The organism is Reyranella sp. (assembly GCF_004297405.1).
Lineage (GTDB): Bacteria > Pseudomonadota > Alphaproteobacteria > Reyranellales > Reyranellaceae > Reyranella.
Genome location: NZ_SCVC01000047.1, coordinates 101,707 through 120,123 on the forward strand (window position 1 = coordinate 101,707; position 18,417 = coordinate 120,123).

At 65.7% G+C, this 18,417-nt stretch carries 19 protein-coding genes; 10 read left to right on the plus strand and 9 right to left on the minus strand.

Annotated elements, in window-relative coordinates; translation table 11 throughout:
- The first annotated feature begins 6 nt into the window (after positions 1 to 6).
- On the plus strand, positions 7 to 981 hold the full coding sequence (locus EPO50_RS30405) for an alpha/beta fold hydrolase (protein WP_296350686.1): 975 nt from the start codon (positions 7 to 9) through the stop codon (positions 979 to 981).
- On the opposite strand, the gene EPO50_RS30410 is transcribed toward EPO50_RS30405, so the two are convergent.
- Positions 978 to 2,042, minus strand: coding sequence for an alpha/beta hydrolase (locus EPO50_RS30410; protein WP_296350687.1), 1,065 nt, complete (start codon positions 2,040 to 2,042; stop codon positions 978 to 980). The genes EPO50_RS30405 and EPO50_RS30410 overlap by 4 nt on opposite strands.
- Positions 2,017 to 4,485 carry a DUF3772 domain-containing protein gene (locus EPO50_RS30415; protein ID WP_296350689.1) on the minus strand — a complete coding sequence of 823 codons (2,469 nt, stop codon included), beginning with the start codon at positions 4,483 to 4,485 and terminating at the stop codon, positions 2,017 to 2,019. The genes EPO50_RS30410 and EPO50_RS30415 overlap by 26 nt, the downstream gene beginning before the upstream one ends.
- A 216-nt stretch (positions 4,486 to 4,701) precedes the next feature.
- On the opposite strand from EPO50_RS30415, the gene EPO50_RS30420 reads away from it, so the two are divergent.
- Genes EPO50_RS30420 through EPO50_RS30430 form a run of 3 tightly spaced genes read left to right on the plus strand, consistent with a single transcriptional unit; the run spans position 4,702 to position 6,891 of the window.
- A complete protein-coding gene (locus EPO50_RS30420; RefSeq protein ID WP_296350690.1) occupies positions 4,702 to 5,805 on the plus strand; it encodes a malate/lactate/ureidoglycolate dehydrogenase in 1,104 nt (367 codons plus the stop codon).
- 26 nt (positions 5,806 to 5,831) lie between these two features.
- Positions 5,832 to 6,452: a glutathione S-transferase gene (locus EPO50_RS30425; RefSeq protein WP_296350692.1), complete on the plus strand. Its 621-nt coding sequence runs from the start codon at positions 5,832 to 5,834 to the stop codon at positions 6,450 to 6,452.
- A gap of 13 nt (positions 6,453 to 6,465) precedes the next feature.
- Entirely contained in the window at positions 6,466 to 6,891 is a 426-nt protein-coding gene (locus EPO50_RS30430) for a cupin domain-containing protein (RefSeq protein ID WP_296350694.1), read from the plus strand.
- Here EPO50_RS30430 and EPO50_RS30435 read toward each other — a convergent pair.
- The gene (locus tag EPO50_RS30435; protein WP_296350696.1) at positions 6,888 to 7,769 is read right to left on the minus strand and encodes an EamA family transporter; all 882 of its coding nucleotides are present in this window, start codon (positions 7,767 to 7,769) and stop codon (positions 6,888 to 6,890) included. The genes EPO50_RS30430 and EPO50_RS30435 overlap by 4 nt on opposite strands.
- An 88-nt stretch (positions 7,770 to 7,857) precedes the next feature.
- Here EPO50_RS30435 and EPO50_RS30440 point away from each other — a divergent pair, with 88 nt between their 5' ends.
- Positions 7,858 to 8,607 (plus strand): DUF1499 domain-containing protein, encoded by a 750-nt coding sequence (locus EPO50_RS30440; protein ID WP_296350698.1) that lies wholly within the window; start codon positions 7,858 to 7,860, stop codon positions 8,605 to 8,607.
- On the opposite strand, the gene EPO50_RS30445 is transcribed toward EPO50_RS30440, so the two are convergent.
- The 5 genes from EPO50_RS30445 to EPO50_RS30465 form a co-directional block, all read right to left on the minus strand.
- Positions 8,604 to 10,031, minus strand: coding sequence for a HAMP domain-containing sensor histidine kinase (locus EPO50_RS30445; RefSeq protein WP_296350699.1), 1,428 nt, complete (start codon positions 10,029 to 10,031; stop codon positions 8,604 to 8,606). The two genes, EPO50_RS30440 and EPO50_RS30445, sit on opposite strands and share 4 nt — an antisense overlap.
- A gap of 29 nt (positions 10,032 to 10,060) precedes the next feature.
- Positions 10,061 to 11,311, minus strand: a complete 1,251-nt coding sequence (locus EPO50_RS30450; protein ID WP_296350700.1) for an NAD(P)/FAD-dependent oxidoreductase — start codon at positions 11,309 to 11,311, stop codon at positions 10,061 to 10,063.
- Between the two features lie 45 nt (positions 11,312 to 11,356).
- A complete protein-coding gene (locus tag EPO50_RS30455) occupies positions 11,357 to 12,781 on the minus strand; it encodes an FAD-dependent oxidoreductase (RefSeq protein WP_296350702.1) in 1,425 nt (474 codons plus the stop codon).
- A gap of 1 nt (position 12,782) precedes the next feature.
- Positions 12,783 to 13,493: a TVP38/TMEM64 family protein gene (locus tag EPO50_RS30460; RefSeq protein ID WP_296350704.1), complete on the minus strand. Its 711-nt coding sequence runs from the start codon at positions 13,491 to 13,493 to the stop codon at positions 12,783 to 12,785.
- A 65-nt stretch (positions 13,494 to 13,558) separates the two neighbouring features.
- Positions 13,559 to 14,206 (minus strand): glutathione S-transferase family protein, encoded by a 648-nt coding sequence (locus EPO50_RS30465; protein ID WP_296350706.1) that lies wholly within the window; start codon positions 14,204 to 14,206, stop codon positions 13,559 to 13,561.
- A 130-nt stretch (positions 14,207 to 14,336) separates the two neighbouring features.
- Here EPO50_RS30465 and rpmH point away from each other — a divergent pair, with 130 nt between their 5' ends.
- Genes rpmH through yihA form a run of 5 tightly spaced genes read left to right on the plus strand, consistent with a single transcriptional unit; the run spans position 14,337 to position 17,688 of the window.
- Entirely contained in the window at positions 14,337 to 14,471 is a 135-nt protein-coding gene (rpmH, locus tag EPO50_RS30470) for a 50S ribosomal protein L34 (RefSeq protein WP_020698875.1), read from the plus strand.
- Between the two features lie 6 nt (positions 14,472 to 14,477).
- A complete protein-coding gene (rnpA, locus tag EPO50_RS30475) occupies positions 14,478 to 14,843 on the plus strand; it encodes a ribonuclease P protein component (RefSeq protein ID WP_296350712.1) in 366 nt (121 codons plus the stop codon).
- Positions 14,844 to 14,895: 52 nt separating this feature from the next.
- Positions 14,896 to 15,168: a membrane protein insertion efficiency factor YidD gene (gene yidD / locus EPO50_RS30480; protein ID WP_296350714.1), complete on the plus strand. Its 273-nt coding sequence runs from the start codon at positions 14,896 to 14,898 to the stop codon at positions 15,166 to 15,168.
- A gap of 22 nt (positions 15,169 to 15,190) precedes the next feature.
- Positions 15,191 to 17,023, plus strand: a complete 1,833-nt coding sequence (yidC, locus tag EPO50_RS30485; RefSeq protein ID WP_296350715.1) for a membrane protein insertase YidC — start codon at positions 15,191 to 15,193, stop codon at positions 17,021 to 17,023.
- Positions 17,023 to 17,688, plus strand: a complete 666-nt coding sequence (yihA, locus tag EPO50_RS30490) for a ribosome biogenesis GTP-binding protein YihA/YsxC (protein WP_296350717.1) — start codon at positions 17,023 to 17,025, stop codon at positions 17,686 to 17,688. Before yidC ends, yihA begins: the two co-directional genes overlap by 1 nt.
- A gap of 6 nt (positions 17,689 to 17,694) precedes the next feature.
- Here the strand turns inward: yihA and EPO50_RS30495 are convergent, their stop codons facing one another.
- Positions 17,695 to 18,366 (minus strand): 2OG-Fe(II) oxygenase, encoded by a 672-nt coding sequence (locus EPO50_RS30495; protein WP_296350719.1) that lies wholly within the window; start codon positions 18,364 to 18,366, stop codon positions 17,695 to 17,697.
- Between the last annotated feature and the right edge of the window lie 51 nt (positions 18,367 to 18,417).

Sequence of the window (18,417 nt, forward strand, 5' to 3'; positions counted from 1 at the left end):
CGGCGCATGAGGACCAGCCAGGGCGTCTTCGAATGTGGTGACCTGCCGCTGCAGCGCGGCGGCACCCTGCGCGAGGCGCGTATCGTCTACAAGACATTCGGCACGCTCTCGCCGCGGCTCGACAACGTCATCCTCTATCCGACGAGTTACGGTGCCCACCACACCGACATCGAATGGCTGGTGAATCCGGAGCGCTGCCTCGATCCCAGCCGCTACTTCATCGTCATCCCCAACATGTTCACCAACGGCCTCTCGTCCTCGCCGTCGAACACGCCGGGTGAGTTCCCGCAGATCACGACCTACGACAACGTCGTGCAGCAACGCCGCTTGCTGAACGAGCTGTTCGGCATCGATCGGCTGAAGATGGTCTATGGCTGGTCGATGGGTGCGCAGCAGGCCTATCACTGGGCGGCCCTGTTCGGTGACGCGGTCGAGCGTATCGTGGTGAACTGCGGTTCGGCGCGCACGGCGCCGCACAACTTCGTCTTCCTCGAAGGCATCCGCACCACCTTGCTGGCGGCGCGTTCACCCGAGGAAGGGCTGCGTGCCATGGGTCGCATCTACGCTGGCTGGGCGCTCAGCCAGACCTTCTATCGCCGTGAGATGTGGCGCGGTCTCGGCTTCGCGAGCCTCGAGGATTTTCTGGTTCGCTCCTGGGAGGCGAACTTCGTGCGTCGTGACATGCGAGATCTGTTGGCCCAGCTCTGGACCTGGCAAAACGGCGATATCTCCGCCAACGACCTTTACCGCGGAGACCTCGAGATGGCCCTGGCCGGCATCAAGGCCAAGGTGCTGCTGATGCCATCGGCCACCGATCTCTATTTCCAGACCGACGATAACCGCGCCGAGCTGCCCCATCTCAAGTACGGCAAGCTGGCCGAAATCCCCTCGGTATGGGGCCATCGCGCCGGCAATCCGCGCGACAATCCTGAGGATGTCGCGTTCATCGACGCGCAGGTGGAAGCGCTGCTCGCCTCTTAATCCTTCTCCGGCATCACCGACGGCTGCACCGCGTGGTCGGCACCGGCGGGCTCAGGCTCGGGCGGCGGCGTGGGCTCGGCGGGTTGTGGCGGCAAGGGCGCACCCGCAATGAACGCGGCGGCGGTGGCAGCAGTCGCCTTGGGGTCTTCTTCCATCGGATTGTGGCCGAGGTTGCCGAAGATCTCGAGCTTGGCGCCCTTGATGTCGTTCTGGAAGCGGAAGGCGTCGGCGGCCGGCACCCAGCGATCCTTGCCACCCCACAGAATCAGGGTCGGCACGTCCATTCGGCGCAGCGGCGTAGGGTCGAGCGGCTCCTGCGTGCGGGCGCGTTGCAGGGTGGCTTCGCGGTTGCCGGGAAAGCGCTGCAGCTCGGCCATGCGCCTGATCCGGTCCGGTGTCGCCTGGGCGGGATCGGCATAGGCGTCGCGCAGCGAGCGCCGCACCATGCTCTCAGGCTTGAAGTAGATGCCGATGTCGCCCAGTACCGGTGTGCGTGCCAGCCGCGTCATCAGCGGCACCTCGTCGTCCTGTCGCGGATAGCCGGCGGCATCGACCAGTACGAGCTGGATCACGCGGTCGGGACGCGTTGCGGCAAAGCTCCAGGCCACGGCGCCGCCCAGCGAGTGGCCGACCAGTACGACCTTGTCGAGGTGGAGGTTGTCGATCAGCACCTCGATGAAATCGGCATAGGCCTCGACTGTATATTCGTCGCGCGGCCAGGTGCCGGTCAGGCCGTGGCCGGGCAGATCGACGGAGATCACGCGCGAGCTTTGCGCCAGTTCGCGCGCCCAGCCTTCCCACACTTGCAGCGAGCCGTTCGAGCCATGGATCAGCAGTACCGGTACGCCATCGGGGTTTCCCTGGTCGCGGACATGGGCACGCACGCCGCCGACATCGATGAAGCGCGAGCGATCATTGGTGTACCGCGCGATCAGAGTTTCGGCAGGCAACGACGGCGCATAAGCCCAGAGCACCACGCCCGCGAGCGCGCCTGTGGCGAACAACGCGTAGAGCGGCCAGCGGCGGCGCGGCGCCTCAGACCTTCGGCGGCGCGTCGGCATCGCCCGACTTCTCCGGGGGAGCGTCCTTGTGGCCGCTCTTTGGTTCCGATTCAGGATCGCCGTGCAGCAGCGTGACACCGACACGATCGAGACCGCGCAGCTTGAGTTCCGACATGGGTGCCGGATCGAGGATCTTGAGTTCGATCAGTTTGGCGAGCAGCGAGCGGTTCAGGTCGTTGGTCACGATCTGTCGGTCCTCGAGCCGGGACACGAAGACGAAGAGTTCGAAGTCGAGCCCGGACGATGAAATCCGCATGAAGCGCACAATCGGCGCCGGCACGCGCAGCACGCGGGCATGCCCCAGCGCTGCCTCGCGCAGGAGGCCTTCCATGGCGGCGACCTCGGTCCCGAGCGGCACGGTGATCTTGAGCTCGACGCGGCTCGATGTGTCCGAATAGGTGCGGTTGACGACCGGGTTCTGCAGGAAGACGCTGTTGGGCACGATCACATGCGTGCGCTGGAAGGTTTCGATCTCGGTGGCGCGGATGTTGATGCGCCGCACGAAACCCTCGTGGCCGCTCACGATGATCCAGTCACCAGCCTTGATCGGCCGCTCGACCAGCAGGATGACGCCGGAGATCACGTTGTTGGCGATGTTCTGCAGGCCAAGGCCAATACCGACCGACAGTGCGCCCAGCACGATGGCGAGGTTGGTGAAGTCGACACCGAGCGCGCCGATCCCAATCAGGATGGCGACGATGACGCCGACATAGTTGAGGCCGGCATCGATCGACTGGCGCAGCGGCAGGGGCGCGTCGACGCTCGGCAGGACGCGGTCGCGCACGATGCTGCGCACCAGACGGGCAAGCAGCATGCAGACGGCAAAGGCGATGATCGCCATGCCGACATTGCCGAGCGAGATGGTGACGCCGCCCACCTTCACGCCGCGCAAGAGCTGGCCGAAGCCGTCGAGGATGGCGTCGATGTCGACGTTCCACGCTGCCGGAATAGCGATCGCCAGTAACAGCACCAGCGCCACATCGAACAGCAGCAGCACCAGATGCTGACCGCGTATGGTGGTGTCGGGCGGCAGGCCGAACCGGCGGCGGACCCAGGCACCTGGCGGCGTATCCGGCGCGGCGGCGGCTTCGAGCAGGTCGGAGACAAGCTGATGCAGCAGCAAAGCGATCGCAATCAACGCACAGGTCGCCGAGATTGCCGCATGGAGGTGCGAGGCGAGCGTGGCATAGCCTGCCAGGGCGAAGGCGATGGATGAGAGGACCATCACGGTCAGCACCAGGCGGATGATCGACCACCAGGTGCCGCCGATCATCGGTGGCAGATCAGAGCCTTCAGGGCGCGCGGCCTGCCAGGAACGATTGGAGAGCGCCGGCAGCGCCAGCAGCGCCACTGTGGTGGTGAGGATCAGCGCGCCAACGGGAGCAATTGCGCTGTGATCTGCGCCCCGGGTCAGGGCGACATAAACGAGATCCAGCGCCACGCCGACCACCATCAGGCGGCGCAAAGCCTGCGACAGGTACTGCGCGCTGTCGTCGGTCAGCGGCATGAACCGCCATTCCGGCCGGCCCGGTGACAGGCCAGCTGCCGTCATGCCGAAGACCAGGAGAAGCCAGATCAGGCGGATCGCTACTTCCGGCACCAGCCTGTCGAGGGGCGCTGGCGGTGCTGTCGCGAGAAGGAGCTTGCTGACCAGCCAGACCGCAAGAATCGGCACCAGCACGAGGCCGAGCCCGTCGATGGCCGTGGCGATGGTGCGATAGCGCTGCAGGTTGACGTGTGTGCCGCTGCGGCCAAAGCGCTGGCGCAGCGCACGGCCGAACCACCAGAGGCCGATGGTGATCGCTGCCCAAAAGGCCAGCGGTACAAGGTCCTGTTTGCGGAGAGGTGTAAGGCCGTTGCGGGCCCACGTGGCGATGGCCGTGCCCAGCGTCTCGAGTGCGGTGCCGAGCTGCGGCCCGATCTTTGTCCAGACCTCGGCCGACAGCGGCGAGAGATCACGTCGCGTCAGGGTCTGGAACACCAGCTCGCTGCGCACCTTGGTCAGGCGTTCGAGCAGCTGGTCGGCGCGCGCGATCACCACCTCGCACTGTTTGAGCCGGCTTTCGTTGAGCGTTGCCTGGTCGGTCAGCCGCTGGCGTTCCTCCTTCAGCGCGTCTGTTTCGGGCGGTGCATCGGTGCCCGGTTTGATCTCGAGCGGCGCCAGGAGTTTCTTGGTGTCGGCGAGATCGTTGCGCGCCAGCGCCGCTGCCGCGATCGCCGCGGTCCGCACGTCGGTCGCCTGTTCGCGCAGCCCATCGATTTCGACCGGCAACAGGCCCACCTGCTCCGTGCGGGTGGCAATGCGGTCGAGCTGACGCGTCCACAGGTCGGTGAGCTGACCGAAGGGGCGCTGCGGTTGCTGCGACGCTGTTTGAGCCGAAGCTGTGTCCGCAACACCGATCAGCAGCAGCAGGAACAAGGCGAGGCGGGCTAGAGATCGCATCCGATGCGAGATTCCCGGAGAACGAGAGAGGGCTTTGTTGCTCACTACCACGGGCAAAGACCCCAGGCGATGATCCGGCCGTGTTTGGGCGGCCAGATGGGCGAAATCAGGGCGTCTTTTTTCCAGTGTATTCAAGGCGTGCCGCTTCGTCGTTGACAGGGCCGGGACGACGCGGAACCTTGCGCGCCGAAAGCGTGAATCGGGGGAGAGAAAGATATGGCCGAAGGGCAGAGCTCTGTGGGTGAGGTCCGGATCGAACCCGACCGCCTGCATGGCTTCACGATGGCAATCTGCCGGGCGGACGGCAGCTCGGCCGAAGAAGCGAAGCTGGTGGCCGATCACCTCGTGCTGGCCAACCTGTTCGGCCATGACAGCCACGGCGTCGGCATGATGCCGCATTACATCCAGAACACCATGGCGGGCGCCTGCAAGCGCAACCACCACGCCAAAATCGATCGCGACAACGGCGCGGTGATCGTGGTCGAAGGCGGCGCCGGCTACGGTCAGGTCATCGCCAAGGAGGCGATGGACATCGGCATCGAGCGTGCAAAGAAGCACGGTGTCTGCGTCGTCGGCCTGAAGAATTCGCATCACATCGGCCGCATCGGCCACTGGGGCGAGCAGTGCGCGCGCGCCGGCATGGTGAGCACGCACTGGGTCAACGTGCATGGCCACAAGTCGCTGGTGGCCCCGTTCGGCGGCGCCGAGGCGCGCTTCACCACCAACCCTTACTGCACGGCCATCCCGCGCAAGGGCCAGGAGCCGATCGTGCTCGACTTCGCCACCAGCCAGGTGGCGATGGGCAAGGTACGGGTCGCCAACAACAAGAAGATCCAGATGGAACCCGGCCTGCTGATCGATGCGGCAGGCAACGCCACGACCGAGCCGGGCGTGATGTACAACGCGCCCTATGGCGCCATCCTGCCGTTCGGCCTGCACAAGGGCGGCGGCCTCGCCGTGATCTGTGACCTGCTTGCCGGTGCGCTCACCGGTGGCCGCACGCACAGCCCGCGCACGATCAAGAAGGACGGCACCGACATCATCAACAACATGCTGTCGATCATCATCGATCCCGAGGCGATGGGCGGCACCGCTTTCTACGAGGACGAGGTCGACAATTTCATCGGCTGGGTGAAGTCGGCCAAGCCGCAGCCCGGCGTCGATGAAGTGCTGGTTCCCGGCGAGCCGGAGCGCGCCCGCAAGCTCGATCGCGAGAAGAACGGCGTTCCGATCGACACCACTACCTGGCAGCAGCTCGTCGAGACGGCGCGCAAGGTACGGCTGAACGATACCGAGATCCCCCGGATGGCCGGCGCCTGACGCGACCGGAAGACAGGAGACCGACCATGGCCAAGATGAGGCTCTACTATTCGCCGTCATCGCCTTATGCCCGCAAGGTCCGGGTGCTGGCGCTCGAGACCGGGCTCGACAAGAAGATCGACATGGTGAACGTGGCGCTGACGCCCGTGGCGCCCAATGCCGATGTCGACAAGCACAATCCGATCGGCAAGATCCCGGCGCTGTCGATCAAGAACATGGACCTCTTCGACTCGCCGGTGATCTGCGAGTATCTCGACCATCAGCACAAGGGCCGCAAGCTGTTCCCACGCAAGGGCCGTGACCGCTGGGTCTCGTTGCGCCAGCAGGCAATGGGCGACGGCCTGCTCGATGCGGCACTGCTGGCGCGCTACGAAGGTTTCCTGCGACCGGAAGAGCGGCGCTGGCCCGACTGGACCAAGGGCCAGATGAAGAAGGTCGACGGCGTGCTCGACCAGCTCGAAGCCGAGGCCAAGGCGCTGAAAGGCAAGCCGACCATCGGCACCATTACCATCGCCTGCGCGCTGGGCTATCTCGACTTCCGTTTCGGCAGCCATGATTGGCGCAACAAGCGGCCGAAGCTCGCCAAGTGGTTCACCGCTTTCGGCAAGCTGCCGTCGATGAAGGCAACCGTTCCGCCGCCCGCCTGATTGGCCTGATCGCGTGACCGCTGACGAGATCATTGCCCGCCTCGGGCTGCAGCCGCACCCTGAGGGCGGACATTTTCGCGAGACCTTCCGGTCAGCCGATACCACGGCATCCAGTGATCGCGGCGCCAGCACGGCGATCTTCTTCCTCCTCAAGGCCGGCGAACGTTCGCATTGGCATCGCGTCGATGCCGATGAGGTCTGGCACCACTATGCCGGTGCCCCACTCGAACTCTCCATGAGTGACGACGGCAGAACGACGCGTCACCTGCGACTCGGCAGCGACTTCGGCCTCGAAGAGACACCCCAGATCGTCGTGCCGCGCGGCGTCTGGCAGGCCGCGCGCTCACTCGGCCACTGGACCCTGGTCGGCTGCACCGTGGCGCCCGCGTTTGATTTCGCCGGTTTCGAACTCGCCCCGCCGGGCTGGGCTCCCGGTTAGCGCTTCCACAACTCGCGTGAAGCGAGGACGGCGCCGATGGTGACCAGCAGGGCGGCGATCAGGAGCGTGCCCGTCGGCTCCGCGAGGCCGCAGGCGATCAGGATGGCGGTCGAAAGGATCGGCGTCGCATAGGAGAGCGCCCCCAGTGCGCGGATATCGCCGCGCTTTACTGCGTGATCCCAGAAATAGAAGGCAGTGCCGGCCGGGCCGCAGCCGAGGGCGAGTACCGCGAGCCAGGCTGTCGGTGTGGCAGGCCAGACGGTGCTCTCGAAGACGAAATGGCAGGCGAGAGAGAGCAAGGCTGAAGCTGCACAGAAAGCTGCGATCGCATCGGTCGGCGTCTCGCCGAAGCGGCGCGACAGAACGGAATAGAGCGACCAGGTGAGCGCGCAGCCCAAGGCCAGCGCATAGCCCAGCATGTGATCACCGGCGAAGTGGATGCCGCGCCCGAACGCGAGCAGCGCCACGCCGGCAAATCCCAGGAGAGCGCCCAGGAGATGGGACCAGCCCAGCTTCTCGCCGGCCAGCGGCGCGGCGAGCAGCACGATCAGCAGCGGCCAGAGATAGTTGACGAGATTGGCCTCGGCCGGCGGCGCGAGCTGAAGGGCGGCGAAGTAGAGTGCGTGGTAGCCGAAGAGGCCGCCGATCCCCAGCAGCCAGACCCTTCCCGGCCAGCCGACCAATCCGGCCCAACCGACTCCGCGCATCAGGGCACGCACGATCCCGATCGTCGCGCCGACGGCGAAGGTCATGGCCACCATCTGGAAAGGCGGGATGGGACCTGCCAGCACCGAGAGCGCCGCGAGCATTCCCCATAGGCCGATGGCGATGAGTCCTGCCGCCATGGCGCGGCGCCGGATGGTGTCGGCAGCAGTCATCGTCGCCGGATAGAGAATGAAGTGCTCATTGTCGAGCAGATGCGTCGGTTTCGTTTCGCGGTTACGATACCACCCCAGCGGAGCGTGGATGTTTATTCGGCCGACCAACCCGATAAGCCACCGGCTGGCGCGTATGGCCTTCATTCTGGCCAGCGTGGCCGCCGTGATCGTGGCCGCTTCCGGCCCGCTGCACCGCTTCCTCGGCCTCGACATCGAGGCCGCCATTGCCGTCTTTCGCTACGGCTTCTATGCCGCCGTTGCTGGTGTGGCTCTGGGGCTTGCCACCGTCATTCCATCGCGCCCAGGGGACAGGCGCCGTGGTTTCGTTGCGGCGTTGCTTGCCATTGTGATCGGGGTGGCCGCCGCCTGGGTGCCGGTGCGTTGGTTCCTGCAGGCCCAGCGCTTGCCGGCGATCAACGACATCACCACCGACACGACCAATCCACCGCCGTTGGTCGCAACGCTTCAACTGCGCCGCGGCGCTGCAAATTCACCGGCCTATCCTGCCGCCAGCGCGCCGCTGCAGAAAGCGGCCTTCCCCGATATCGAGCCCTTGGTGCTGCCTGTGCCGCCAGCCGAGGCGTTTAGCCGGGTCGATCGAGCCGCCATGTCGCTCGGTTGGGATATAGTCGCGCGGGCTCCCGCCGAGGGACGGCTGGAGGCGATCGTGACCAGCGAATGGTTCGGCTTTCGCGACGACATCGTCGTGCGCATTCGCGCCCAAGGCACGGGCAGCCGCATCGATATTCGCGCCAAGAGCCGCATTGGCGAATCTGATCTCGGGGGCAATGCCGAGCGCATCCGTGCCTTCCTCGCGCGCGTGAAGGCCGAGAGCTAGCTGAGCGGCAGGGTGAAGCGGAACGTCGTGCCCTGATCGCTCGATTCCGCCAGGGTGATCTCGCCGCCATGGAGGCGCACGAGATCGCGTGCAATCGCCAGCCCGAGGCCCGCGCCGCCGGCGCGGCCGCCCGTGGTGAACGGCCGGAAGAGCTGGCTGGCGACCGCCGGTGGCACGCCTGGCCCGTTGTCGACGACGTCGATCAGCAGGAAGCCGGCATTGGCACGGCAACGCACGGTGACCGAGGTGGCGCCGCATTCGAAGGCGTTGCGGCCGAGGTTGAGGAACACGCGATAGAGCAGGTCACGGTCGGCCATCACGCGATCGTTACCGATTTCGTTCAGCCAGACGCGCAGCAGGTTCGGGTCTCGATCCTCACCCTGCTCCTGCAGGATGACGCCAACTTCGTCGACGAGGTCTGCGAGATCGACCTCGGCGAGCTTGGGCGTCGGCCGCTCGCGCACATACTCGATGGCATCGCTGGCGAGCCGCGCCGCGCGGTCGATTGTGTTGAGGATGGTGGGGGCCAGCGAACGCGTGCGCTCGTCATCGCTGCGCGCCAGCCGGTCCGACAGCAGCCGTGCCGTCGACAGCATGTTGCGCAGGTCGTGGTTGATCTTGTTGGTCGCAGCGCCGACTTCGGCGAGGCGCGACTTCTGACGCAAGGAGGCGCGCAGCTCGCGCTGCAAGTTCTGGAACTCGCGGTCGACCACGCCGATCTCGTCGTTGCGCTGCGTCGGCGGCCGCTCGGTGCCAGCATCCTCCGGTGCGCGGCGAAAGGCCGTCATGTCGGCGGAGAGACTCTGCAACGGCCTGACCACCATCCAGCGCAGTGCCAGATAAAGCAGTGCCGCCGTCGAGAGGGCGACGATGATCGAGAGGACAAGAATGCGACCGGCATAGTCGTACATCGCGGCGCGCATCGGCATTTCGTCGACAACGATCCATACCTTGGCCTTCGGCAGGCGCATCGAGCCGCCAACGACCCTTATGTAGCGCGAGCCGTCGTGCGACATGGCGGACAGTGCGTCCCAGATCAGGCCGAGTGCGCTGCGGTCCTTGAGCTTGAACCCTGGCATCTCGGGCCGCGGTTCGATGTTCATCAGCGCACGTTTGGGCCGGTTGGGCTCGACCAGCGCTACCGCATCGACGCGCGCATGGTCGAGCAGGGTGCGCTTCAGCTTCTCGTCGATCATGTTGTCGGGCGTGGCGTCGAGCGAGAGCGCAGCCAGAGCGCCGCTCTCGATGAGCTGCTCGAGATAGACCAGTCGGAAGCGGGCGATCGACGGCAGGAAGATCGCCACCTCGGCCGCCATGACCGCAGCCACGACCAGCCCGAGAATCCGCCACGACAGGCCAAAGGCGAAGTTGCGGCGGCGGGTGGGACGGACGGACTGGGCCGGTACGGTGACGTCGGCGGTCATTACGATGAGAGACTACCGCGCGAATACTTCTAGTGCGACCCCGGGCCGGTGATCAGGCGGGCGCCCGACTGGAAGGTCACATAGGACCAGATCCAGTCGAGCATCACGACAAACCGGTTCCTGAAGCCGATCAGGAACGAGACGTGGATCAGTCCCCAGAGCAGCCAGGCGATCGTGCCGTGCAGGCGCAGCCAGCCGAAGTCGGCCACGGCAGCCCGCCGGCCGATGGTGGCCAAGGTTCCCCAGTCTCGGTAGCGAAAGGGCGACGGTGGATTTTTGCCGGCGAGTCGCGCACGCAGCACCTTGGCAATGTAGGCACCCTGTTGCTTGGCGACGGGTGCCAGGCCCGGCAAGGGTTTGCCGTCCTTGCCTAGTGCATGCGCGGTGTCGCCGATCACGAAGATTTCAGGATGATCCGGCACAGTGAGGTCGGGGCCGACGACCACGCGGCCAACGCGATCCTTTTCAGTGCCCAGCCACCGCGCCGCCGACGAGGCGGCGACGCCTGCCGCCCACACGATGGTCGAGGCGGCAAGATGCTCGCTGCCAATCGTCACGCCGCTTTCGTCGCAATTGGAAACCGGTGTGCCGAGGCGAACTTCGACGTGAAGTCGCTCGAGCGCCTTCTGTGCGGCCGCACTCAGTGTAGGTGGGAAGGCCGGCAGGACGCGCGGTCCCGCTTCGACCAGCACGATGCGTGCCTCGCGCGGATTGATGGTGCGGAAATCCTGTCGCAACGCCACGTGGGCGAGTTCGGCAATGGCACCGGCCATCTCGACGCCTGTCGGCCCGCCGCCGACCACGACGAAGGTGAGGAAGCGCGCTCTCTCTTCGGCCGGAGCCATCGATTCGGCGTGTTCGAAGGCCGTCAGGATGCGACGACGGATTCCGGTGGCGTCATCGATCTTCTTGAGGCCGGGGGCCACGCGCTCCCATTCGTCGTGGCCGAAGTAGGCGTGCCGCGATCCTGTCGCCAGTACGAGATAGTCGTACCCGATCTCGAGACTGTCGACCTTGACCATGCGTCGTTGCTTGTCGATGCCGGAGACCCGACCGAGCACCACGCGCACATTGGCGGCGCGGCGCAGGATGGCGCGGATCGGCGAGGCGATCTGTGCTGGCGAGAGACCCGCGGTGGCCACCTGATAGAGCAGCGGCTGAAAGAGATGATAGTTGCGCCGGTCGATGACAGTGACGTCGGCGTTTGCACCACCAAGAGCATGTGCGGCGCTCAGTCCACCAAAGCCCGCGCCGATGATGACAATGCGCGGTCGGGTCATGACGCCTCTCCTTCATGGTGTCCGTTCGGCGGACACATTACGCATTTACCAGACCGGCAGTCGCGCCAGGAAGCGCACAAGCCCTCGCGTGCGTGGGCCGAACAGTGTCTCGGTGAAGTAGCTGCCGGCGGCGCGTTTGCCGGCTTCGCCGAGTGTCGGATAGGGCGGCACGAAGCTGGCCAGCGCTGAGATCTTGAGCCGGCGCGAGATGGCCAGGCACCAGGGCTGGATCAGCTCGCCGGCCTGCGGCCCTACGATGGCGGCGCCCAGGACGCGGCCGCGTTTGTCGGTGATCACCTTCACCAGGCCATCGGTTGCGCGCTCGGTCTGCGCGCGATCGTTCTCCACGAACGTCCAGCGCAGCACCTTGATGCCGTCGCCATGCTTCTGCCGTGCCTCTCGTTCGCCAAGACCGACCTGCGCAAGCTCCGGATCGCTGTAAGTCGCCCAGGGTACGATTGCTGGATCGAGCTTCGCCGGCGCCCGGAACAACGCACCGCGGATGAACAGCGAGGCTTCGTAGCCGGCCATGTGGGTGAAGGCATAGAGACCGTTGCAGTCGCCGATCGCCCAGACATTGCGATTGGAAGTGCGCAGCGAAGCATCGACGGTGATGCCGTGCTTGGTGTGGGCGACGCCGGCTTTGTCGAGGTCGAGCCCGTCGGTTACGGGGGCGCGTCCGGCGGCGACAAGGAGATGCGATCCCGCGAGTCGTGTTCCGTCGGCGAGAGCAGCGATGACGCCGTCGGATGCGCGTTCGACGCGGTCGATCTTCACGCCGTCGCGCAGATCGACGCCTTCGTTGCGCAGCCGCGCCACGACGATGGCGGCGAGTTCCGGATCGTCCTTGGGCAGGAATGTCGCCGCTTCCAGCACCGTGACCCGGGAGCCGAGTCGCCGGAATGCCTGCGCCATTTCGATGCCGATCGGACCGCCGCCGATGATCAGGAGATGTGCGGGCAAGGTGCGGTTGGCGAAGATCGTCTCGTTGGTAAAGTGCGGCGTGTCGGCAAGACCGGCAATGGGCGGCAGAGCCGGACGTGAGCCAGTCGCGAGCACGATGCGTTTGCTCGTGACGTGATACGCGCCGGCCTGGATTTCAGTGCGACCGACGAAGCGCGCTTCTTCCTTGAGAACCCGCACGCCCAGTTTCTCGAAGCGCTCCACCGAATCGTTGGGTGCAATGGCGGCGATCGTTTCCGCCACATGATCCATCACGCGCCCGAAATCGATCCGTGGTTCGACCGGAACGATGCCGAAGGCGGCGCCACTGCGCTGCGCCTGGGCAGCCTTTGCCGCCGCGATCAATGCCTTGGAGGGCACGCAACCGAAGTTGAGACAGTCGCCGCCCATCGCCGCGCGTTCGATCAGTACGACGTCGAGGCCGAGTTGTGCGGCGCCAGCGGCAACGACGAGGCCGGCCGAGCCGCCGCCGACGACGCAAACATCGGGCGTGAGGCGCTCGCTCATGTCAGGACGTAACTTTGGGCTTGCGCAGGTGGGCGTAGACGACGGGCACCAGAGACAGTGCCGCCAGTCCCAGCAGCGGCAACAGGATACGCCATTCGAAGATGATCCCGAGATCGGGCCGCTCGCCGCGCGCGATCACCATGCCGAGGCCGGCGCCGACACTCGCATAGACGATCGCGGCCGGCACAATGCCGATCATGGTCGCGAGCACATAGCGGTCGAGCCGCATACCCAGCAGCGCTGGCACAATGTTGATCAACCAGAAGGGAAACACCGGCACCAGCCGCAGGAACAGGAGATAGCTGAAGTCGTTGCGTTGGAAGCCCGCCTCGAAGCGGGCCAACGCGGCACCGGCGCGCGCGTGGAAGAGATCGCGGAAGGCCGTGCGTGCTGCGAGGAAGACGGCGATCGAGCCCAGCGTTGCACCGATCACCGAAAGACCGGCTCCCATCCAGGTGCCGAACAGGAAGCCCGCCACCGGCGTGACGACCATGGCGACCGGCAGCGAGAAAGCGACGACGAGCGCATAGGCCAACACGAACGCTGCCGCCGAGATAACGGCGTGCTTCGCAACCCACTTGGTCAGGGTCGCTTGATGGCGACACAGCAGGTCGTAAGAAAAATAGCGCTCGAGACCGAGCAGCAGGAAGACCGCCAGGCCGCCGAGGAGAATCGCCACGGGCAGCAGCCGGCGGAGCATCAACGAGTTCATCTGGCCTTTCGCATCGCCTGGCCCTGATCATCGCTCGCGCGCCCTGGACCTCAAAGCACATGCTGTCACGGCTGGGTTACCGGCAGACCGGGGTCGGTCGCGGCGAGGCTGGCGCGAGCGCTGAAACGTCTCCACCACGCGGCGAGCCGCCGATACTCGGCAAGCAAGGCAGCGCCACGCGGCGACAGGACGAAGTAGGCGACCATGGCACCGAGGTGAAAGTCGGCCAACGAGATGTCGGGGCCGCAGAGATGGGCATCATCGGACGCCAGGGCTTCGAGCGCCCAGAGGACACGTGTGGCTTCCTTCAGGCCCTTGTCGCGCTCGGCGGGGTCGACCTCGCCGCCCGTGCGGGGACGAAAGACGTCGTGCACGAAGACCTGCCGGACCAGTGGCCAGTAGGCATAGGAATCGACCACGCCGATGATCTGGTCCATTCGAGCCAGGGCTTGGGGTGAGGCCGGTTGGAGGATCGGGCCGGCAAAGGCGCGGTCGACGTAGCGCGTGATGGCCCCGGTCTCGTAAAGGACGAAACTGCCGTGGACGAGGGTCGGAACCCGTCGGAAGGGATGGAGAGGCAGATAATTGGCTGGGTAGTCAGCCGCGAAGGGGTTCACCTCGACCCTTTCGTAAGTCACGCCCTTCTCGGCCAGGGCCAGGCGGGCGATCCTGGTGTAGACGCTGTAGCGGTAGCCGTGCAGGAAGATGGTCATTGGCTATCCTAGGCCTCATTGGGCTTCGTTGGGCCTCGTTGACTCGCCGCCGTCTCGCGCTTATTACGCTCGCCCACGGAATTTGCCCCTGCGCACCGCGCGGGGGCGTTGTATTTGAAGGAGTTGCGTCATGAAACGCACCTATCAGCCGAGCAAGCTGGTGCGCAAGCGTCGGCATGGCTTCCGGTCCCGCATGGCGACGGTCGGTGGCCGCAAGGTCATTGCCAATCGCCGCCGCTCGGGCCGCAAGCGCCTGTCGGCCTAGCTTCTTTTGACTGCGGCGCGCCTCGGGCGTCTGCCGAATCGTCGCGATTTCCTGCGCGTCCAAGCCGGACGCCGCTGTGCCATGCCTGGATTCGTGCTCCAGGTGGCGCCCATTCCCGCCGATATTGCACTGCCCGCCATCCGGGTGGGTTTCACCGTGAGCCGCAAGGTCGGCAATGCCGTGGTTCGTAACCGCGTACGCCGGCGTCTGCGGGAGATCGCCCGCATGGTGATCCCTGCCGAAGCCCGGCCGGACCTCGATTACGTCCTAGTCGGCCGGCAGGGCGCCCTCGCCCGCGACTTCACCGCGATGCGTCGGGAGCTGCAGGAGGCGCTGAAGCGTCTCAAAGCGCAGGCCGTCGCGACGCCATGACCTGCACGGACTGCTTGCGCCCGCGCTGTTAAATCGCCAGTTTCCGGGCCGCATGATTTCCTTCGTCCTGCGTGGCGCGATCCGCTGCTATCAGCTCACGCTCGCGTACTTCTTCGTCGGCGCCTGCCGCTATGAGCCGTCCTGCTCGGCCTATGCGGCCGAGGCGGTGACGACGCATGGCGCGCTGCGGGGAAGCTGGCTCGCCGCGCATCGTCTCTGCCGCTGTGGCCCCTGGGGCGCCGGCGGTTGGGATCCCGTCCCGCCGGTCGCTGCTGCACAGCGTTCGCGCCAAGCCTTGTCCTGCCACCCCGCCGAGCGCTTCTAAGCGCCACGAAAGATCGTCTGAAATGGATCAGAAGAATTTCATCGTCGCCATCGTCCTCTCGGTGCTGATCATCGTGGGCTGGCAGGTGGCCTTTCCGCCGGCCAAGCCGCCGGTCAATGGCACGCAGCAAACGACGCAGTCCGGCGCCCCGCAGGCGCCGGCCGGCCAGCCGGGCGCGCCCGCCACACCCGGCACGCAGCCTGGACCGGGAGCAGCCCCCGCGCAGCAGCCGGTGGTCGGCCGCAGCGAGGCGTTGACCCAGACCCCGCGCGTCACGTTCCAAACGGCCGAACTGGAAGGCTCGATCTCGCTCAAGGGCGCGCGCATCGACGACGTGCGGCTCGTGAAGTACCGCGAGACCATCGACCCCAAGAGCCCGCCTGTTCCGGTGCTCTCGCCGGTCGGCAGCGCCCACCCCTACTACGCCGAGTTCGGTTGGTCCTCGTCCGATCCTGCGATCAAGGTGCCGAGTCCCGACTCGATCTGGACTGCGGACAATCAGACGGTGGCGCCCGGCAAGCCGGTGAAGCTCACCTGGGACAACGGCCAGGGTCTGATCTTCGGCCTCACCGTGTCGATCGACGAATTCTTCATGTTCGACGTGAAGCAGAGCTTCGAGAACAACACCGACAAGCCGGTGACCCTGTTCCCCTGGAGCCTTGTCGTACGCTACGGCGAGCCGGCGGCCGAGGGCATGTACATCCTGCATGAGGGCCCCTACGGCGTGTTCAACGGCGCGCTGAAGGAATTCAGCTACTCCGACTTCAAGGGCAACAAGCAGCAGAAGATCGCCACGACGGGCGGCTGGCTCGGCATCACCGACAAATACTGGATGGCCACGCTGGTGCCCGATCAGACGGCCAAGCTCGACGCGTCGATCAAGCAGACGGGCGCCGGCGCGGACCTCAAGTACCAGATCGACTATGTCGGCGGCGGTCTTGTTGCAGCGCCTGGGGCAACCGTTGCGACGAACTCCCGCCTCTATGCCGGCGCCAAGATCGTGCGGGTGATCGACGACTACGAAACAAAGTACGGCATCGAGAAGTTCGATCTCACGATCGACTGGGGCTGGTTCTGGTTCTTCACCAAGCCGCTGTTCTGGCTGCTCGAGTGGCTCTACGTGCAGCTCGGCAACTTCGGCCTGTCGATCCTGGTGCTGACCGTCATCGTCAAGCTCGTGTTCTTCCCGCTGGCCAACAAGTCCTATGCGGCGATGAGCAAGATGAAGGCGCTGCAGCCGGAGATGGAGAAGCTCAAGGAGCGCTATGGCGAGGATCGCCAGCGCATGAACCAGGAGATGATGCAGCTCTATCGCCGCGAGAAAGTGAATCCCGCGGCGGGCTGCTTGCCGATCCTGGTGCAGATCCCGGTGTTCTTCGCGCTCTACAAGGTGCTCTACACCACCATCGAGATGCGCCATCAGCCGTTCTACGGCTGGATCAAGGATTTGGCCGCGCCCGATCCGCTCACCATCCTCACGGGCTTCGGGCTCTTCTCGTGGCACGTGCCGGACTTCCTGCACTTCTTCAACATCGGCCTGTGGCCCATCATCATGGGCATCACGATGTACCTGCAGCAGAAGCTGAACCCGCAGCCGACCGATCCGGTGCAGGCCCGCGTGTTCCAGTTCCTGCCGATCCTGTTCACCTTCATGCTGGCGCCGTTCTCGGCCGGCCTGGTGATCTACTGGGCGTGGAGCAACATCCTGTCGATCGCCCAGCAGTACATGATCATGCGTCGCCACGGCACGCCGATCGGCGGCGGCAAGGCCCCGGTCGCAGCAACGGCGGCGCCGGCGGCAGCCGCCAACGGTAGCAACAAGAAGGGCGGCAAGGGCTCCGGCAAGAAGGGCTGATGCCTACGGACAAACGAGAGGGGGACGCGCCAGAGGGGCGTACCCCGGAGGAAATCGAGGCGGCGCGCAAGCTTTTCGCGGGCCCCTGCGATTTCATCTCTGGCGCAGCGTCCCTCGAATCGCTGACGCCCACGACATGGCCCGAAGTAGCTTTTGCCGGCCGCTCCAATGTCGGCAAGTCGAGCCTCGTGAACGCGCTCACCGGCCGGCGCACCCTGGCGCGCGTTTCGGCCAAGCCTGGCCATACGCGGCAGATCAATTTCTTCGATCTCGCGAACCAGATGGTGCTGGTCGATTTGCCGGGTTACGGCTTCGCCCAGGTATCCAAATCGATGAAGGAGACGTGGCAGGATCTCGCCTCGGCCTATCTGCGGGGCCGGCCCACCTTGGTGCGCGTCTGCCTGCTGATCGATTCGCGCCATGGCGTGAAGGAGAGTGACCGCGAAACGATGCGGAATCTCGACAAGGCCGCCGTCTCCTACCAGATCGTGTTGACCAAGACCGATCAGCTCAAGGCTGCCGACGTGCCGCGCGCCGTGGCTGCCGCCGAGGCCATCGCCCGCAAGCATGGTGCGGCCCATCCCGTGGTGCTGCCGACCAGCAGCGAAACGGGCTTCGGGATTCCTGAACTGCGGGCCGAGATCAAGGCTGTCGCCGGCGTCTGACGGCTTCTACGCCGCGTCGTGAAAAATGATGCCCAAGGTGAAGCGCTGACCTTCGCGTACGCTCGACACGCCGTGGCGCATGGCGGTGCGATGCCAGCCACGCGATCCTTTCACGGGCCGCTCGTTCACGGCGAAGATCACGGCGTCGCCCTGGCCGAGCGGCACGACCTCGCCGCGCGACTGCATGCGCGGCCGCTGCTCGACCAGCATGAACTCACCGCCCGAGAAATCGCGCTCCGGGGTGCTCAACAGGATCGTCGCCTGGAGAGGGAAGACCAGCTCGCCGTAGAGGTCGCGGTGCAGGCAGTTGTAGTCGCCCGGCCCGTAGCGCAGCAGCAACGGCGTCGGCCGCTTCTGGCCGCCCTCGTGGCACTGCTGCAGCCAACCCTTCAGGGTCGTCGGAAAGCGTTGCGGGCGTCCGAGCTGCTCGTTCCAGGCATTGGCCACGCGAGCGAGCTCCGGATAGAGCGCCTGGCGCAGGCGTTCGACCGGCGCGGGCAGCGGATAGGCGAAATACTGGTATTCGCCCTGCCCATAGCCATGGCGCTGCATGACGATGTGCTTGCGAAACTGGGCCTGATCCGGCCAGAGGGCCGCGAGTGCGCGGCAATCCGCAGGGTCGATCAGGTTCCGTGCGACGGCAAAGCCGCGGGCAGCCAAAGCTTCATAATCCATCATGCGGACATCCTGCCGCGGGACGGGCACTTCTTCTATCCGCTGCCCGCCTGA

Excerpts from the sequence above, each read along its gene's own strand:
- EPO50_RS30450 (WP_296350700.1), bottom strand. The coding sequence starts at position 11,311 with ATGACCCGACCGCGCATTGTCATCATCGGCGCGGGCTTTGGTGGACTG.
- EPO50_RS30405 (WP_296350686.1), top strand. The coding sequence starts at position 7 with ATGAGGACCAGCCAGGGCGTCTTCGAATGTGGTGACCTGCCGCTGCAG.
- yihA (WP_296350717.1), top strand. The coding sequence starts at position 17,023 with ATGCCTACGGACAAACGAGAGGGGGACGCGCCAGAGGGGCGTACCCCG.
- EPO50_RS30440 (WP_296350698.1), top strand. The coding sequence starts at position 7,858 with ATGTTTATTCGGCCGACCAACCCGATAAGCCACCGGCTGGCGCGTATG.
- EPO50_RS30495 (WP_296350719.1), bottom strand. The coding sequence starts at position 18,366 with ATGATGGATTATGAAGCTTTGGCTGCCCGCGGCTTTGCCGTCGCACGG.
- EPO50_RS30435 (WP_296350696.1), bottom strand. The coding sequence starts at position 7,769 with ATGACTGCTGCCGACACCATCCGGCGCCGCGCCATGGCGGCAGGACTC.
- EPO50_RS30415 (WP_296350689.1), bottom strand. The coding sequence starts at position 4,485 with ATGCGATCTCTAGCCCGCCTCGCCTTGTTCCTGCTGCTGCTGATCGGT.
- EPO50_RS30460 (WP_296350704.1), bottom strand. The coding sequence starts at position 13,493 with ATGAACTCGTTGATGCTCCGCCGGCTGCTGCCCGTGGCGATTCTCCTC.
- EPO50_RS30445 (WP_296350699.1), bottom strand. The coding sequence starts at position 10,031 with ATGACCGCCGACGTCACCGTACCGGCCCAGTCCGTCCGTCCCACCCGC.
- yidC (WP_296350715.1), top strand. The coding sequence starts at position 15,191 with ATGGATCAGAAGAATTTCATCGTCGCCATCGTCCTCTCGGTGCTGATC.
- EPO50_RS30465 (WP_296350706.1), bottom strand. The coding sequence starts at position 14,206 with ATGACCATCTTCCTGCACGGCTACCGCTACAGCGTCTACACCAGGATC.
- EPO50_RS30455 (WP_296350702.1), bottom strand. The coding sequence starts at position 12,781 with ATGAGCGAGCGCCTCACGCCCGATGTTTGCGTCGTCGGCGGCGGCTCG.
- EPO50_RS30425 (WP_296350692.1), top strand. The coding sequence starts at position 5,832 with ATGGCCAAGATGAGGCTCTACTATTCGCCGTCATCGCCTTATGCCCGC.
- rpmH (WP_020698875.1), top strand. The coding sequence starts at position 14,337 with ATGAAACGCACCTATCAGCCGAGCAAGCTGGTGCGCAAGCGTCGGCAT.
- EPO50_RS30410 (WP_296350687.1), bottom strand. The coding sequence starts at position 2,042 with ATGCCGACGCGCCGCCGAAGGTCTGAGGCGCCGCGCCGCCGCTGGCCG.
- EPO50_RS30420 (WP_296350690.1), top strand. The coding sequence starts at position 4,702 with ATGGCCGAAGGGCAGAGCTCTGTGGGTGAGGTCCGGATCGAACCCGAC.
- yidD (WP_296350714.1), top strand. The coding sequence starts at position 14,896 with ATGATTTCCTTCGTCCTGCGTGGCGCGATCCGCTGCTATCAGCTCACG.